At 69.7% G+C, this 14,950-nt stretch carries 13 protein-coding genes; 8 read left to right on the top strand and 5 right to left on the bottom strand.

Annotation, left to right across the window (positions count from 1 at the left end):
* Positions 1–2,859, bottom strand: coding sequence for a PQQ-dependent sugar dehydrogenase (locus N5079_RS31140; protein ID WP_261587750.1), 2,859 nt, complete (start codon positions 2,857–2,859; stop codon positions 1–3).
* Positions 2,860–3,049: 190 nt separating this feature from the next.
* Positions 3,050–3,568, bottom strand: coding sequence for an ROK family protein (locus N5079_RS31135; protein ID WP_261587749.1), 519 nt, complete (start codon positions 3,566–3,568; stop codon positions 3,050–3,052).
* A gap of 299 nt (positions 3,569–3,867) precedes the next feature.
* On the opposite strand from N5079_RS31135, the gene N5079_RS31130 reads away from it, so the two are divergent.
* The 7 genes from N5079_RS31130 to N5079_RS31100 all read left to right on the top strand — a co-directional run bounded on the left by N5079_RS31130 (position 3,868) and on the right by N5079_RS31100 (position 11,895).
* A complete protein-coding gene (locus tag N5079_RS31130) occupies positions 3,868–5,112 on the top strand; it encodes an ROK family protein (RefSeq protein ID WP_261587748.1) in 1,245 nt (414 codons plus the stop codon).
* A gap of 123 nt (positions 5,113–5,235) precedes the next feature.
* The gene (locus tag N5079_RS31125; protein WP_261587747.1) at positions 5,236–6,720 is read left to right on the top strand and encodes a sugar ABC transporter ATP-binding protein; all 1,485 of its coding nucleotides are present in this window, start codon (positions 5,236–5,238) and stop codon (positions 6,718–6,720) included.
* A complete protein-coding gene (locus N5079_RS31120; RefSeq protein WP_261587746.1) occupies positions 6,717–7,712 on the top strand; it encodes an ABC transporter permease in 996 nt (331 codons plus the stop codon). The genes N5079_RS31125 and N5079_RS31120 overlap by 4 nt, the downstream gene beginning before the upstream one ends.
* Positions 7,709–8,782, top strand: coding sequence for a substrate-binding domain-containing protein (locus tag N5079_RS31115; RefSeq protein ID WP_261587745.1), 1,074 nt, complete (start codon positions 7,709–7,711; stop codon positions 8,780–8,782). Before N5079_RS31120 ends, N5079_RS31115 begins: the two co-directional genes overlap by 4 nt.
* Positions 8,782–9,939 carry a Gfo/Idh/MocA family protein gene (locus N5079_RS31110; protein WP_261587751.1) on the top strand — a complete coding sequence of 386 codons (1,158 nt, stop codon included), beginning with the start codon at positions 8,782–8,784 and terminating at the stop codon, positions 9,937–9,939. The genes N5079_RS31115 and N5079_RS31110 overlap by 1 nt, the downstream gene beginning before the upstream one ends.
* Entirely contained in the window at positions 9,936–10,937 is a 1,002-nt protein-coding gene (locus N5079_RS31105; RefSeq protein ID WP_261587744.1) for a sugar phosphate isomerase/epimerase family protein, read from the top strand. Before N5079_RS31110 ends, N5079_RS31105 begins: the two co-directional genes overlap by 4 nt.
* 139 nt (positions 10,938–11,076) lie before the next feature.
* Complete coding sequence (locus N5079_RS31100) at positions 11,077–11,895, top strand: SAM-dependent methyltransferase (protein WP_261587743.1); 819 nt, start codon at positions 11,077–11,079, stop codon at positions 11,893–11,895.
* A 15-nt stretch (positions 11,896–11,910) separates the two neighbouring features.
* Here the strand turns inward: N5079_RS31100 and N5079_RS31095 are convergent, their stop codons facing one another.
* Complete coding sequence (locus N5079_RS31095) at positions 11,911–12,507, bottom strand: TetR/AcrR family transcriptional regulator (protein WP_261587742.1); 597 nt, start codon at positions 12,505–12,507, stop codon at positions 11,911–11,913.
* A gap of 73 nt (positions 12,508–12,580) precedes the next feature.
* On the opposite strand from N5079_RS31095, the gene N5079_RS31090 reads away from it, so the two are divergent.
* Complete coding sequence (locus N5079_RS31090) at positions 12,581–13,075, top strand: FBP domain-containing protein (RefSeq protein WP_261587741.1); 495 nt, start codon at positions 12,581–12,583, stop codon at positions 13,073–13,075.
* Positions 13,076–13,561: 486 nt separating this feature from the next.
* Here the strand turns inward: N5079_RS31090 and N5079_RS31085 are convergent, their stop codons facing one another.
* A complete protein-coding gene (locus N5079_RS31085; protein ID WP_261587740.1) occupies positions 13,562–14,503 on the bottom strand; it encodes a M56 family metallopeptidase in 942 nt (313 codons plus the stop codon).
* A 10-nt stretch (positions 14,504–14,513) separates the two neighbouring features.
* Entirely contained in the window at positions 14,514–14,903 is a 390-nt protein-coding gene (locus N5079_RS31080) for a BlaI/MecI/CopY family transcriptional regulator (RefSeq protein WP_261587739.1), read from the bottom strand.
* Positions 14,904–14,950 lie beyond the last annotated feature (47 nt).

The following is a 14,950-nucleotide window of genomic DNA, read 5'->3' as shown; positions in this document are numbered from 1 at the left end:
TTAGGGCAGGGTCCACTTCTGGTTCGCCGCGCCGGCGACGCACGTCGCCAGTTGCACGACCGTGCTGTTCGCGGAGTTGCTTCCGGCCACGTCGAGACACTTGCCCGACTGCGGGTTGCGCAGCGTGCCGTCAGCCTGCGGCGCCCAGTTCTGCGCGCCCGAGTCGTTGCAGGTCCACAGCTGGATCTTCGCGCCGTCGGCGCTGCTGCCGCCCGAGACGTCCAGGCACTTGTTCAGGGCCCGGAGCGTCTGATCCGATCGGGTCCAGGTCTGCGCCGCCGTACCGTTGCAGGTGTAGATCTGGACCTGTGTGCCGTCGGCGCTGGAGCCGGCGCGCACGTCGAGGCACTTGCCCGCCAGGCCCGTGATCGGCCCCGGCCCGCCCGTGCCGCCCCCGGTGCCGGTCGTGAACGTGAAGCTGTCCAGGTCGAACAGCGCGGACGTCGTCGAGCCGGCGAAGGTGAGGTACAGGGAGGTGGTCGTGCTCGGCGCCCCGCTGATCGTCCCGGTGACGTTGGCGAACGTCTCCCACGAGCCGGTCGGGGCCACCGCCGCGGAGCCGATGATCGTGCCGGTCGGTGAGCCGGTGCGGAACTGCAGCGTGCCGCCCGCGCCGCCCGACGAGACCCGCGCGGTGAACGAGGTCGCGTTGTCGAGCTTGTACGGGTCGAACTCGATCCAGTCGCCGTTGTTGATGTCTCCGACGGTCTTGCCGCCCTCGGCTTCCGTCTTTGTGTAGGTGTTGACGCCGGACGAGGTCTTGAAGTGCTCGGCCTGACGCGTGCGCGGCTGCAGGATGCTCTGCGCGTGGACGTTCAGGCCGCCGTTGTCGGTGTACGACGCGTCGAAGATCGGGAAGATGTTCGACGCCTGGTCGTGCTCACCGTCGACGGGAATCGTGATCGTGCCCGAGCAGCCGGTCTGCGACGTGATCTGGTGCGCGTGCTGGTCGTGGCCGAGCACGTACGCCATCGTGACCCGCGAGCAGTCGATCGTCCCGTCCTCGGGGTCGGTGACGGTCACCCTCCACGGCACGCTGTCGCCGAACGAGGTCAGCCGCCCGGCCGCCGGCGTGTTGATCGTCACCGTCGGCGCCGTGTTGCCGACGGAGATGATCACGCTGGCGGAGCCGGTCGCGCCCTGCGGGTCGCGCACCGTCAGCGTCGCGGTGTACGTGCCGTTGGCGGTGTACGTCTTCGACGGGTTGGCAGCGGTCGACGTGGTCCCGTCGCCGAACGCCCACGAGTAGGTGAGCGCGCCGCCCTCCGGGTCGTTGCTGCCGGCGGACGAGAACGTCACCGCGAGCGGCGCCGCGCCCGACGTCCGGTCGGCGCTCGCGACGGCTGTCGGGGCCCGGTTGCCGCCGCCCACGTAGTCGTAGCGGTAGAGGGCCGAGTTGGCGTCGCCGTTGAAGTAGCCGGTGCCGTAGTCGAGCACGTAGAGCGCCCCGTCGGGGCCGAAGGCCATGTCCATGACCTGCTTGCCGTTCCAGGGGAACGCGTCGATCACGCCTGGGGAGCCGTCGGCGTTGAGGTGGATGGGTTTGATCCAGCCGCGGCCGAACTCGCCGGCGAAGAACTGCCCGTCGAACGCCTGCGGGAACTTCGTGGCCGACGGGTTCGAGGCGTCGTACCGGTACACCGGGCCGGCCATCGGCGACTCGCTGCCGGAGCCGAACGCCGGGGGCGACCCGGCGTCGCCGCCGTAGCGGATCCAGGCCGCGCGGGCCGGGGGCAGGGTCTGCTGGCCGGTGTTGCGGAAGGAGTTGTTGGTGGGCCCCCCGGCGCAGTCGAACTTCGGGCCGGTGCCGTTGGTCGCGAAGTCCCAATGGTTGTAGGTCTCGCTGGTGCTGTTCGATCCCGTGCAGTACGGCCAGCCGTAGTTGCCGGGGCCGGTGATGCGGTCGAATTCGACCTGCCCGGACGGGCCGCGGTTCGGGTCGGTGCTGCCGGCGTCCGGACCGTAGTCGCCGACGTACACGATGCCGGTCGCCTTGTCGACGCTCAACCGGAACGGGTTGCGGAAGCCCATCGCGTAGATCTCGGGCCGCGTGTTCGGGGTGCCCGGCGGGAAGAGGTTGCCCGGCGGGATCGAGTACGTCCCGTCGGCTTTGACCTTGATCCGCAGGATCTTGCCGCGCAGGTCGTTGGTGTTGCCGGCGCTCCGCTGGGCGTCGTAGGCGGGGTTGCGGTTCGTGCGCTCGTCGAGCGGGGCGTACCCGGCGGAGTCGAACGGGTTGGAGTCGTCGCCGGTCGACAGGTACAGGTTGCCGGCCGCGTCGAAGTCCATGTCACCGCCGACATGGCAGCAGATGCCGCGGCTGGTGGTCACGTCCAGGACATTGACCTGGCTGGCCATGTTGACCGTGTAGTCGGCGTTGAGGGTGAAGCGCGACAACCGGTTCACGCCGTTGAACGGGGCGAACTGGGCCGCGGTGCCGGTGGCGGGCGCGTCGCCCGCCGGGGTGCTCAGGGGCGGCGCGTAGAAGAGGTAGATGAACCTGTTGGTGGCGAAGCCCGGGTCCACGGCGACGCCCTGCAGGCCCTCTTCGTCGTGCGTGTAGACCGGGATGTTGGCGATGACCGACGTGTTGCCGGCCGCGTCGGTGCGCCGCAGCGCGCCCCCGCGGGCGGTGTGCAGGACGGAGCGGTCGGGCAGCACCGCGAGCGACATCGGCTCGCCGGTCTCGGCGACGCCCTTCGCGAGGGTGACCTGCTGGAAATCGGTATCGACGATCGTGTGCGCCGCAGCGGGCGCGGCCGTCGTGACGATCGAGGCGACGGTGGTGAGGCTCGTTGTCACGAGCAGCATGGCGGCTCCGGCGAACCGCCATCGAGGAGTGGAGCGTTGTGGGTACATCGTGTCCCTTCCTGACTGAACGTGCCAGGCAGGGCGCGCGCCGTCGCGCCGGAGCCGTAGGGGGGTGACGGGGGGTTAGAGCTCCGTCGTCATCTCCGGATCCACGCCGATTGGAAACATCGATGAAACACTTCCGTGATGAGCGACACGGTACGAGCTTCCGATCGACCTGTCCATATCTTTTGGTGCATTAACCAATACTTCTGCGTCGGCGATCAGAAGCGCGCTTGTGTCGTGGCTGAGTGACGATAGGCAGGGAAGGTGCCCCGCTCACCGGTCGGCGGAGTCGGTACCCGTTGGGCGCCTGTACCGTCAGCACCCAACGGCCTCCGCCGATATGGCGAGCGGGGCCAGGTCGGCAGGGTGGTCGGCGTCCGCCCTGCCGATCCCGCTTTCCCCCTGGTGCGGTCGGCGCCGATGGGCTTCCACTGCCGATCTCGACGAAGAGCACGTTCTCGGCCGACCGGGCGACGCCGCCGTAGCGCTCGCCCACCGCCATGATGTTGACGTCGTTGTCCACGACGACCGGACAGTTGTGCTGACGGGCAAGCAGGTCGCGGACCGGGTGACGGTCCCAGCCGGGCATTATCGGGGGCGATACCGGCACACCGTCCCGGAAACTCACCGGGCCGGACACTCCGATGCCGATGCCGTTCAGGTGCCGGTACGCGCCTTCGGCCCTGAACCCGGCAAGGATCGCGTCGACCATGGTGCCGCGGTTCCAATCGCTGCACCTCCCGCACGCTTTTAGCGCCTTTGTGGCTTGTTGTGATCGAAGATTAGGATGTTACGCCCAAGGTGTCCAGATGTTATGCTCAGATCATCAATACTTTCATCTTTCTCGACAAAAGTCCATCTGTGGTGCTTCTGCGGGTGTCTGGTCTGCCGTACTTTTCGTAATTTCAACAAAATTGAGGCGCAAACCGGGAGAAGGTCTTCCCACGATGACGGAAGCGCGGTACGTTCCACGACAACGCACCGAACACGGGACGCATCGAGGAGTGGTGGGTGAAGACGAACCGGCCGGAGAACCCGCATCAGGCGGCTCTGCTGCGCTTGTTGCGGGAGGGGCCCCGTTCACGGGCGGAGCTCGCGGACATCGTCGCCGAGCCCACCGGTTCCACGGGCTCTCCGGTGCCGCTGCCTGGAACGGTGTATCCGTACCCATGGCGGATGTCGCGCTCGAAGCTCAACGCCGAACTCGACCGGCTCGTGGATCTCGGGTTGGCCGAGACCGACGGGCTGGCGGCCTCCCGAGGCGGCCGCCGTTCCGGCCGTGTGCGCCTGTCACGCGACATCCGCTTCGCGGGGATCGACATCGGGGCGACCTCGGTCGACGTGGCCGTGACGGACGGTGAGCTCGGCGTGCTCGGGCATGTGAGTGAGCCGTGCGACATAAGACTCGGCCCGGCTCACGTGCTGGACCGAGTACGCGTCCTCGCCGGCAAGCTGCGTGAACAAGGGCTGTTCACACAACTCCACGGCGCCGGGATCGGGGTCCCGGGGCCGGTCAGCTTCGCGGAAGGGGTCCCGGTGGTGCCGCCGATCATGCCGGGCTGGGACCGGTACCCGATGCGCGAGATGGTCAGCCAGGAGCTGGGCTGCCCGGCCATGCTGGACAACGACGTCAACATCATGGCGTTGGGAGAGCGGCATGCCGGAGTCGCGCGTCAGGTCGACGACTTCCTGCTCGTCAAGATCGGCACCGGCATCGGCTGCGGCATCGTGGTCGACGGCAAGATCTACCGCGGCGTCTCCGGCAGCGCGGGCGACATCGGGCACATCCAGGTCGACGAACTCGGCCCGGTGTGCGCGTGCGGCAACGCCGGTTGCCTGGAGGCATACTTCGGCGGCGCCGCACTCGCCGCTCAGGCACTGACCGCGGCGCGCTCGGGGGCCTCGCCGTATCTGGCCGAGCGGCTGGCCGCCGCCGGAACGCTGGCCGCCGAGGACGTCGCGGCGGCCGCGGCTCAAGGCGACGCGGCGGCTGTCCAGCTCATCCGGGACGGCGGGCGTCGTGTGGGCCAGGTGCTGGCGGGCCTGGTCAGCTTCTTCAACCCGGGGCTCGTGATCATCTCAGGTGGGGTCGCCCGGCTGGGCCACGTGCTGCTCGCGGAGATCAGGAGCGTCGTCTACCGCCGGTCGCTGCCCCTGGCGACCGGCAACCTGCCCATCGTGCTTTCGGAACTGGAGGATACCGCCGGGGTCGTAGGAGCGGCTCGCCTGATCAGCGACCACGTCTACTCCGCCTGAACACCGCACGTCTCCGATCGGCTGACCCGAACTCGTAGTTCCGCGGGCCCCGCGTCCGGGCCCCGCGGCATCGCCAGCACTGGAACACGTCCGCAACACGCCTAATCACCCCCTGAGGACGCGATGCTGGAAGTCCAGAACATCGTCAAGCACTTCCCCGGCGTGCGCGCGCTCGACGGCGTCGATCTCGACGTCCGTGCGGGCGAGGTGCACTGTCTGCTCGGCCAGAACGGCGCGGGCAAGTCCACCCTCATCAAGATCCTTTCTGGCGCGCACCAGCCGGACTCGGGGACGATCTCGCTCGACGGCGAACCCGTCCGGCTGGCCACCCCGACCGCCGCCATGCGCGCCGGGATCGCCACCATCTACCAGGAACTCGACCTCGTCGAGGGGCTCAGCGTGGCCGAGAACGTCTTCCTCGGCCACGAACCCTCCCGTTTCGGGTTCAGCCGGCGAGCCGAGACCCGGCGCGAGACCAGCCACCTGCTGGCGCGGCTGGGACATCCGGAGATCTCGCCGGGCGCCGAGGTGGGGACGCTTCCCCCGGCCGCCAAGCAGATCGTCAGCATGGCCCGCGCGCTGTCGCACGACGCCCGGCTGATCGTCATGGACGAGCCGTCGGCCACGCTGGCCCACGACGAGGTCGCGAACCTGTTCCGGATCATCCGGGACCTGGCCGGCGAGGGCGTGTCGGTCGTCTACATCTCGCACCGGCTGGAGGAGATCCGCGAGATCGGCGACCGGGTCACCGTGCTCAAGGACGGGCGGGCCGTCGCATCCGGGCTGCCCGCCGGTGACACCCCCACCCGGGAGATCGTCTCCCTGATGACGGGGCGCTCGATCGAACACGTCTTTCCCGACCGTTCCGGAGCCGAACCCGGCGACGTCGTCCTCCGCGTCGCCGATCTCACGATCCCCGGCGTCGTCGACCATGTGTCGTTCACCGTCCGGGCCGGGGAGATCGTCGGCCTGGCCGGCCTCGTCGGGTCCGGCAGGTCGGAGATCCTGGAGGCCGTCTACGGAGCCCGCCGGGCATCCGGCACCGTCGAGGTCGGTGGCCGTCCCGTGCGGGGCGGCCCGCACGGCGCGGTCCGGCTGGGCCTCGGGCTCGCGCCCGAGGAGCGCAAGGCGCAGGCGCTGCTCCTGGACCAGAGCGTCGCCGTGAACATCACACTCGCCACCCTCGGCAGGCACGCCAGGCTCGGCTGGATCGACCGAGCCGCCGAACGAGCCGCCGCCCGCCGTCTCATCGACTCTCTCGACGTCCGCCCCGCCGATCCGGATCGGCCGATCCGCACCCTGTCGGGCGGCAACCAGCAGAAGGCCGTGCTGGCCCGCTGGCTGGCCGAGGACCGGACCGTCCTGCTGCTCGACGAGCCGACCAGGGGTGTCGACGTGGGCGCCCGCGCCGAGTTGTACACCCTGATCCACCAACTCGCCGGACGGGGCATCGCGATCTTGCTGGTCTCCAGTGAGGTTCCAGAGGTCCTCGGGCTGGCCGACCGGGTGCTGGTGATCCGCGACGGGCGGATCATCCACGAGGCCCCCGCGGAAAGCCTCGACGAGCATGCCGTACTCGACATGATCATGGAAGGGAGCGCGCTGTGATCGAAACGCGGCAGCGCGGCGACGTGGCGGTTCGCCACCCCGTGTGGCACCGGATCACCGGCACCCGGCACGCGGGGCTCGTCGTCGCGCTCGCCCTGCTCGCGGCGATCGGGCTCATCACCGTGCCCGACACCTTCGCCACGTCGTCGAACCTGGTCAGCGTCCTGGCGCTGGCGTCGACGATCGGGGTGATCACGGTCGGCATGACGTTCGTGATCATCGGGGGCGGCATCGACCTGTCGGTCGGCGCGGTGATGGCCCTCGCCTCGGTCTGGGCGACGACGCTGGCCACCCAGTCGTACGGCCCGGCCGTGATGGTGGCCTGCGCGGTGCTCGTCGGCACCGGCGCGGGGCTGGTCAACGGGCTGCTCATCGCGTACGGGCGGCTGGTGCCGTTCATCGCGACGCTGGCGATGCTGGTCGCGGCGCGCGGCCTGGCGCAGCGGATCTCCGAGAAGCGCACCCAGCTCGTGCAGGGCGCGAACGACGCCATCGTGGGCCTGTCCACCACCCGGGTGCTCGGGCTGCCGCTGCTGGTCTACCTGTTCGCGCTGGTCGTGGTGGCCGGGTGGCTGGTGCTGAACCGGACCACGTTCGGCCGGCGCACCTACGCGGTGGGCGGAAACCCGGAGGCCGCGCGGCTCGCCGGGATCGACGTCCGCCGCCACACCATGCTCCTGTACGCCCTGTCCGGCCTGTGCTGCGGCATCGCCGCGGTGATCATCATGGCCCGGACGACCACGGGGTCGTCCACCCACGGCGACCTGTACGAGCTCGACGCCATCGCCGCCGTCATCATCGGCGGCACGCTGCTCACCGGCGGCCGGGGCACGATCACCGGCTCCATCCTCGGCCTGCTCGTCTTCACCGTCATCACCAACCTGTTCATCCTCAACGGCCTCGACACCAGCGACCAGCTCATCGCCAAGGGCCTGATCATCGTGGTCGCCGTTCTCCTGCAACGCCGAAACATCCTCGGAGGCTCGCCATGACTGAGATCCCCACCCAGACCCCCACACGTCGCGCGTTCTTCGTCGGCGGTGCCGTGCTCGGGGCGGGGGCGCTCGTGTCCGCCTGCACGAGCAACGCCCCGGCCGGCTCCGCCAGCTCCACGGCCGCGGCGCCGCAGCCCGCCGCGACCGGCGGCAACGACGCCCCCGGCGCATCGGTGACCATCGGGTTCTCGGCCCCGGCCGCCGACCACGGCTGGATCGCCGCCATCGCCAAGAACGCCGAGGCCGCCGCGAAGACCTACGGCGACGTCACGTTCAAGCCGGTCGAGCCGACCAACGACATCAACCAGCAGATCTCCGCGGTCGAGTCGCTGATCCAGCAGAAGGTCGGCGTGATCGTGATGCTGCCGAACGACGGCGAGCAGCTCAACCAGGTCGCCCGCCAGGCCATGGACGCCGGCATCCCGGTGCTCAACCTGGACCGGGTCTTCCCCGACAAGCTGTCGTACCGGACGTGGATCGGCGGGGACAACTACGGCATGGGCGTCGCCGCCGGGCACTACGTCGGCAAACGGCTCAAGGACAAGGGCGTGCCGAACCCGGTGATCGTCGAGATCCAGGGCATCGCCACGCTGCCGCTGACCCAGGACCGCAGCAGGGGCTTCGCCGACGCGCTCAAAGCGTACGGGTTCACGGTCACCGCCAAGCAGGACGCCAAGTTCACCGTGGAGACCGGCACCCAGGTCGCGGCGAACCTGCTGCAGGCGCACAAGAAGATCGACGCGCTGTGGAACCACGACGACGACCAGGGCGTCGGCGTGCTGGCCGCCATCAAGGAGGCCGGGCGCGACGAGTTCTTCATGGTCGGCGGCGCGGGCTCGGCCAACGCGATGCGTGAGATCCACTCGGGTGGCAGCGTGCTGGAGGCGACCGTCACCTACTCGCCCACGATGGCGTCGTCGGCGATCCGGCTGGCCCGGCTGATCGCGCAGGGCAAGGGCATGACCGACCTGGTGGAGAAGGAGGTCCCGCAGTCGATCACACTGGCCTCCGAGACCGTCACCAAGGACAACGTCGCCCAGTACATGTCGCTCGGCTTCGAGTCGTGATGGGACAAATCGGGGTAGGGCTCGTCGGACACGAGTTCATGGGACGGGCCCATTCACACGCCTGGCGGTCGGTGGGGGCGGTCTTCGGACCGGCCCTCCTCCCCGCCATGGCGGTGCTCGCCGGACGTACCCCCGACCGGGCCGCCGCCGCGGCGGCCCGGCTCGGCTGGGCGTCGGCCACCGCGGACTGGCGCGACCTGCTCACCCGGGACGACGTCCAGATCATCGACATCTGCACGCCCGGCGACAGCCACGCGGAGATCGCCATCGCCGCGCTGGAGGCGGGCAAGCACGTGCTGTGCGAGAAGCCGCTCGCCAACACGCTGGCCGAGGCCGAGGCCATGGCCGCCGCCGCGCGCAAGGCCGCCGCGAACGGCGTGCGCAACATGGTCGCGTTCAACTACCGGCGAGTGCCCGCGATCGCCCTGGCGCGCCGCCTGGTCGAACAGGGCGCGCTCGGCGAGATCCGGCACGTGCGCGCCCAGTACCTGCAGGACTGGATCGTGGATCCGCAGTTCCCGCTCGTGTGGCGGCTGCGCAGGGAACTCGCCGGGTCCGGCGCGCTCGGCGACATCGGGTCTCACGCCGTGGACACCGCCCAATACGTCACCGGCCAGCGGCTCACCGGGGTGTCCGCCCTGACGGAGACGTTCATCAAGGAACGGCCACTCGCGACGGTGTCCGCCGGCCTGGCGGCCCAGGCCCAGGAGGTGGAGACGGGGACGGTCACGGTCGACGACGCGGCCCTGTTCATCGGGCGGCTGTCGGGCGGCGGGCTCGCCTCGTTCGAGGCCAGCCGGTTCGCCACCGGCCGCAAGAACGCGCTCCGCCTGGAGGTCAACGGCTCGCTCGGCAGCCTTGCCTTCGACTTCGAGGCGATGAACGAGCTTTGGGTGGACAAGGGCGGCACCGGGTTCCGGCGGGTCCTGGTGACCGAGCCGGACCACCCGTACGCGGGGGCCTGGTGGCCGCCGGGGCACGGACTCGGCTACGACCACGCGTTCACCAACGAGATCGCCGACTTCCTTGACGCGGTGGCGAGCGGAACCGATCCGGCGCCGTCGTTCGAGGACGGCCTGCGGGTGCAGCGGGTCCTCGCCGCCGTCGAACGCAGCGCCGCCAACGGCAGCATGTACACCCTGGTGGAGGAGTCATGACGAGACCGGTCACGTTGTTCACCGGCCAATGGGCGGACCTGCCGTTCGAGGAGGTCTGCCGGCTGGCCGCCGAGTGGGGCTACGACGGCCTGGAGATCGCCTGCTGGGGCGACCACTTCGAGGTCGACAAGGCCCTCGCCCACCCGTCGTACGTGCCGCGCAAAAGGGAGACCCTGGAGAAGTACGGCCTGGGCGTGTGGGCGATCTCCAACCACCTGGTCGGCCAGGCCGTGTGCGACCCGATCGACGCCCGCCACAAGGCGATCCTCCCGGCCCGCCTGTGGGACGACGACGCGGAGACCGTGCGCCGCAACGCCGCCGAGGAGATGAAGGACACGGCCCGCGCGGCCGCGTTGCTGGGCGTGAACGTCGTCGTCGGGTTCACCGGGTCGTCCATCTGGCACACCGTGGCCATGTTCCCGCCCGCCCCGGCCGAGATGATCGACGCCGGTTATGAGGACTTCGCCACCCGCTGGCATCCGATCCTCGACGTCTTCGACGAGGCCGGGGTCCGCTTCGCGCACGAGGTGCACCCGAGCGAGATCGCCTACGACTACCACACGACCGTCCGCACATTGCAGGCCATCGGCTCCCGGCCCGCGTTCGGGCTGAACTGGGACCCGTCGCACATGGTGTGGCAGGATCTCTCCCCGGCCGGGTTCATCCTCGACTTCGCCGACCGGATCTACCACGTGGACTGCAAGGACGCGAAGGTCCGCACGGGCGACGGCCGGCGTGGGCGGCTCGCCTCGCACCTCGTGTGGGCCGACCCGCGCCGCGGCTGGGACTTCGTGTCCACCGGTCACGGGGACGTGCCATGGGAAGACTGCTTCCGCGCGCTCAACCACATCGGCTACGACGGGCCCATCTCGATCGAGTGGGAGGACGCCGGGATGGACCGGCTGGCGGGCGCGCCCGAGGCGCTCGCGTACATCCGCAGGCTGAACGCCATCACCCCGCCCGCCGCCTCCTTCGACGCCGCCTTCTCCTCCTCCTGACTCCCCAGGCGGCAGGGTCGCCCGGTGTCGCCCGTCAGCAGGCTCGGAAGGACGGAAACCCATCAAGATCGAATGGCACCCCTGGGAAGTAGGATGCGGGAGCAGGCTACCGATGTCCCCACTCGTATCCGAGGCCTTCATGAGCGACACTCCGCTATCCGGCAGCGACCGCATCCCCCCGACGATCGACAGCACGGTGCCGCATTCGGCCCGGGTCTGGAACTACATGCTGGGCGGCAAGGACAACTACCTCGTCGACCGTCAGGCGGGCGAGCGAATCCGTGACATCTTCCCCGGCATGGTCGACATCGCCCGCCAGTCTCGGTACATGCTCGCTCGCGCGGTCCGGTACCTGGCCGGCGAGGCAAAGGTCCGCCAGTTCCTGGACATCGGCACCGGACTGCCCACCGTGGACAACACACATGAAGTCGCCCAGCGGGTGGCGCCGCAGTCGCGGATCGTCTATGTGGACAACGACCCCTTGGTGCTGGTTCATGCTCAGGCGCTACTTACCAGCACCCCTGAGGGAGCCACCGACTACATCGAGGCAGACGTACGCAACCCCGACATCATCTTGCGGGCAGCCGCCAAAACGCTCGACTTGGGCCGGCCCACCGCACTCATGCTGATGGGGATCCTGGGCCTGGTCGCCGACCACGACGAGGCGCGGTCGATCGTGAACCGGCTGATGGCGGCCCTGCCCTCCGGCAGCTATCTGGCGCTCTACGACGGTGCCGACACCGATCCGGCGTACGTCGAGGCCATCGGACGGTATAACGCGGGCAGCGGCGCCACGCCGTACACTCCGCGCAGCCCCGAGCAGATCGCCCGTTACTTCGACGGCCTGGAACTCTTGGACCCCGGCGTCGTGTCAGTGTCGCGGTGGCGGCCGGAGCCCAGCCCGTGGGGTGACCCTCCCCTGGTCGCCTGTGCCGGCGGAGTCGCGCGCAAGCCGTAGGGCACCGTCAAAAGGTCATTGCTCCGCCGCGTGACGTGACGGATCCGCGGGCCAGTTCTCCAGCAGGATGTGGAGGCCGTCAAGGCCCCGCTCCCAGGACCTCTGCACGTCGCGGGAATGCCTGAACCCACCGTTGACCTCCAGGGTGATGTAGCCGTGGAAAGCGCTGCGCAGCAGGCGCCCCGCGTCGGTCAGGTCCGGCTCGACCAGCCTGTATGCGCGCAGCATCGCGTGGGTGAGTTCGATGGTGCGGATGTAGGCGGTGGACCCGGCGAGGACGGCGGGGTCCGGTTGGACCGCCTGGGTCGCCGCGTAGCGGCCGGGGTGGGCCAGCGCGTAGTCACGGTAGGCATTGGCGAACGCGGTCATGGCGTCCTTGCCCGCCCGGCCCGCGACCGCCGCGCCGATGTGGTCGGCGAGCTCGCCCGCAGCCAGCAGCGCGACCCGTTCCCGCAGGTCCTGAAGATTCCTGACGTGCGAGTACAGGCTCGCGTCCTTGACCCCGAAGCTCCGTGCCAGCGCGGACACGGTCATGTTCTCGAACCCGACGGCGTCCGCGAGGTCCGCGGCCGCCTCCGTCACGCGCTCGGCCGTCAGACCCGCACGAGCCATCCGCCACCCCCCATGCTTCCTAGAGTCATTAAGTAGTTGCTTACTATATCTAGGCAGTTGTAGCGTCCGCGCCATGAAAGCACTGAGTGAACAGGAGATTCGCGCGTCGTTCGTCAACTGCTCAAAGGGGGAGGCCAAGCGGCTGGCGCTCCCGCGGGGCCTGGCCGAGCAGCCCTGGGACGACCTCGACTTCCTGGGATGGCGCGACCCCGGCGCGCCGGATCGCGGCTACCTTGTCACAGATTTCGGCGGCCAGGTCGTCGGCCTGGCGCTCCGCGTGGCCGCCCGGCAGCGCGGATATCTCCACAGCGGCATGTGCTCCGTGTGCCTGACCACGCACCCCGGCAGCGGCGTCTCCCTCATGACCGCCCGGCGAGCGGGTCAGGCCGGCCGGGACAGCAACTCGGTCGGCGTGTACGTGTGCAGCGACCTGGCCTGCTCCCTGTACGTGCGCGGCGTGAAGATCCCGGATCTGGGATGGCGTCTCGAAGCGTCCCTGACGCTGGAGGAACAGATCGATCGCACCAGGGCCAGATTGTCCGCCTTTCTAAGCAAGGTCATGGCGTGAATGTAGGCGGTGCGCACGGGCCTGCACGCCGCGGCCCGAGACAACGGTTTCCCCGCCGGCTAGTGCGCAGCTTGTCCGGTGGGCACGCGATCAGGTCGTGTTCAGGTGGCCGGTGCGACGCTACGCGGTATGACCACCTCATACGAAAGGCCTGGACACCATGCCGTGGGCCGCCGGATGCTCAACAAGGTTCCAGAGGTAACAATCTACTTCTGGATCATCAAGATCCTCTGCACCACCGTCGGGGAGACGGCTCCTCCGAACCTCCGCTCCTGTACGGCTCAGCCGCGGAGGCCGGCTTGTTCTTCGCAAAGCTCTTAGACATCTTCGTCCGCCTTCCGCGACTCCCGTCCGCTGATCAAGGTTCGGGTCAACGAGCGGTCGATGCTGCCTCGTATGGATGGCGGCCGAGGTCCCGGCAGTGGCCGACAGCACAGAGCCGATCACGTCGGGGTGCGCCCGTCTACACCACATGGCGCGGGGTGGCTACCAGGCGCCGACGACCTCCAGCAGGCGGTGGAGGTCGTCGGCGGCATCGGCGGTGGACCAGGCCACTGCGGCGAGGAGCGCCGCGGTGGCGAACACGAGTCCGGGGTGGCGGCGAAGCGGTGGGGCGAGGAGGGCGGCGACCCGGCGGGGAACCGGGCCGGCGGCGCTGAGTCCGCTGCGGCGGCCGAGGATGCCGAGGGCGGCGCCCGAGACGCGGGTGCGGGCGGGGGCGTGGTGGCCGGCCAGGGCCGCCTTGCCGACGGTGCGGGCGACCCGGGCCCGGTCACCGGCGGTGATGGCTGCGCTTTCGTCGGCCCAGCGTTCGACGGTGTAGGTGACGGCGGTGGCGAGCGGGCGCAGCAGGGGGTTGGCGGCGGCGCCCAGCCCCGCGAAGGCGACGAAGAGGTAGTGGTGCGCCGCCAGATGGGCCCGCTCGTGGGCGAGCAGGATGTCATGCTCGCTCTCTTCCAGCGCTTGAAGCATGCCGGTGGAGACGATGACGCGCCCCGGCAGTCCGGGCAGGGCGAAGGCGTCCGGAGTCTCGTCCTCGACGACGACGAGACCGTCGGGTGCGGGCATGCACGCGGCTTCCTGGGCCGCCGCGGCGAGTGAGCGGGCCCGGCGCCACAGCACGCGCGCTGCGGCGAGCACGGCGCCGCCGAGCAGTACGCCGGCGAGCAGGGCGACGGAGAGCTCGGCGGGGTCGTCGCGCTGAGCGGCACGGGCCGACCAGTGGCCGAGGTGTGCCAGCAGCGGGAAGCGGATCACCCCGGTGACGGCCAGGAGGCCCAGGGAGATGGTGCTCGCCGCCGCCAGCACCACCGCGGAGGTGGTGAGCAGCCAGGTGGCGAGGCGGGGCTCGCAGCGTTCGGCCAGTAGCCGTGCGCCGAAAGGGGCGAGCAGGGACAGCAGCAGCGGGAGATAGACGGCGATGCGCATCCAGTCGGCCCTACCGGTCGGACTGTGGATCGGACCCGAGCAACTGGCGCAGCAGCTCGGCGTCCGCACTGGACAGGCTGTCAGCGAAGCGCGCCAGGACTGCCTCGCGGTCGGGCCGCTCCTCCAGGACGGTCCGCATGCGGCGGGCGGCGAAGCCGGGGTCGTCGGTGACGGGTGTGTAGGCGTAGGCACGGCCACGGGGGCTGCGGGTGAGCAACTCCTTGGCGTGCAGGCGGGTGAGGATCGTCACCACCGTGCTGTAGGTCAGCTCGCCGCCGAGGCGTTCGGTGACCTCGCCGGGGGTCAGCGCACTGTCAGCCTGTAACAGCAGGTCGAGGATCTCGGCCTCCCGCTCGCCGTTGGCCCGTTTCGGGCCCCGCTCCTGCGCGTTGGCACCCATGAGTTTGTCGTTCCCTCGGCTATCTTCTACAGTCGTGTAAAACTTCT

The sequence above is a fragment of the Planotetraspora sp. A-T 1434 genome, from assembly GCF_025420585.1.
GTDB lineage: Bacteria > Actinomycetota > Actinomycetes > Streptosporangiales > Streptosporangiaceae > JAOEGB01.
Note: the sequence above shows the minus strand (reverse complement) of the source record. Positions and strands in the feature narration are given on the sequence as shown.

Excerpts from the sequence above, each read along its gene's own strand:
- N5079_RS31100 (WP_261587743.1), top strand. The coding sequence starts at position 11,077 with ATGAGCGACACTCCGCTATCCGGCAGCGACCGCATCCCCCCGACGATC.
- N5079_RS31115 (WP_261587745.1), top strand. The coding sequence starts at position 7,709 with ATGACTGAGATCCCCACCCAGACCCCCACACGTCGCGCGTTCTTCGTC.
- N5079_RS31105 (WP_261587744.1), top strand. The coding sequence starts at position 9,936 with ATGACGAGACCGGTCACGTTGTTCACCGGCCAATGGGCGGACCTGCCG.
- N5079_RS31125 (WP_261587747.1), top strand. The coding sequence starts at position 5,236 with ATGCTGGAAGTCCAGAACATCGTCAAGCACTTCCCCGGCGTGCGCGCG.
- N5079_RS31090 (WP_261587741.1), top strand. The coding sequence starts at position 12,581 with ATGAAAGCACTGAGTGAACAGGAGATTCGCGCGTCGTTCGTCAACTGC.
- N5079_RS31140 (WP_261587750.1), bottom strand. The coding sequence starts at position 2,859 with ATGTACCCACAACGCTCCACTCCTCGATGGCGGTTCGCCGGAGCCGCC.
- N5079_RS31080 (WP_261587739.1), bottom strand. The coding sequence starts at position 14,903 with ATGGGTGCCAACGCGCAGGAGCGGGGCCCGAAACGGGCCAACGGCGAG.
- N5079_RS31135 (WP_261587749.1), bottom strand. The coding sequence starts at position 3,568 with ATGGTCGACGCGATCCTTGCCGGGTTCAGGGCCGAAGGCGCGTACCGG.
- N5079_RS31085 (WP_261587740.1), bottom strand. The coding sequence starts at position 14,503 with ATGCGCATCGCCGTCTATCTCCCGCTGCTGCTGTCCCTGCTCGCCCCT.
- N5079_RS31095 (WP_261587742.1), bottom strand. The coding sequence starts at position 12,507 with ATGGCTCGTGCGGGTCTGACGGCCGAGCGCGTGACGGAGGCGGCCGCG.
- N5079_RS31110 (WP_261587751.1), top strand. The coding sequence starts at position 8,782 with ATGGGACAAATCGGGGTAGGGCTCGTCGGACACGAGTTCATGGGACGG.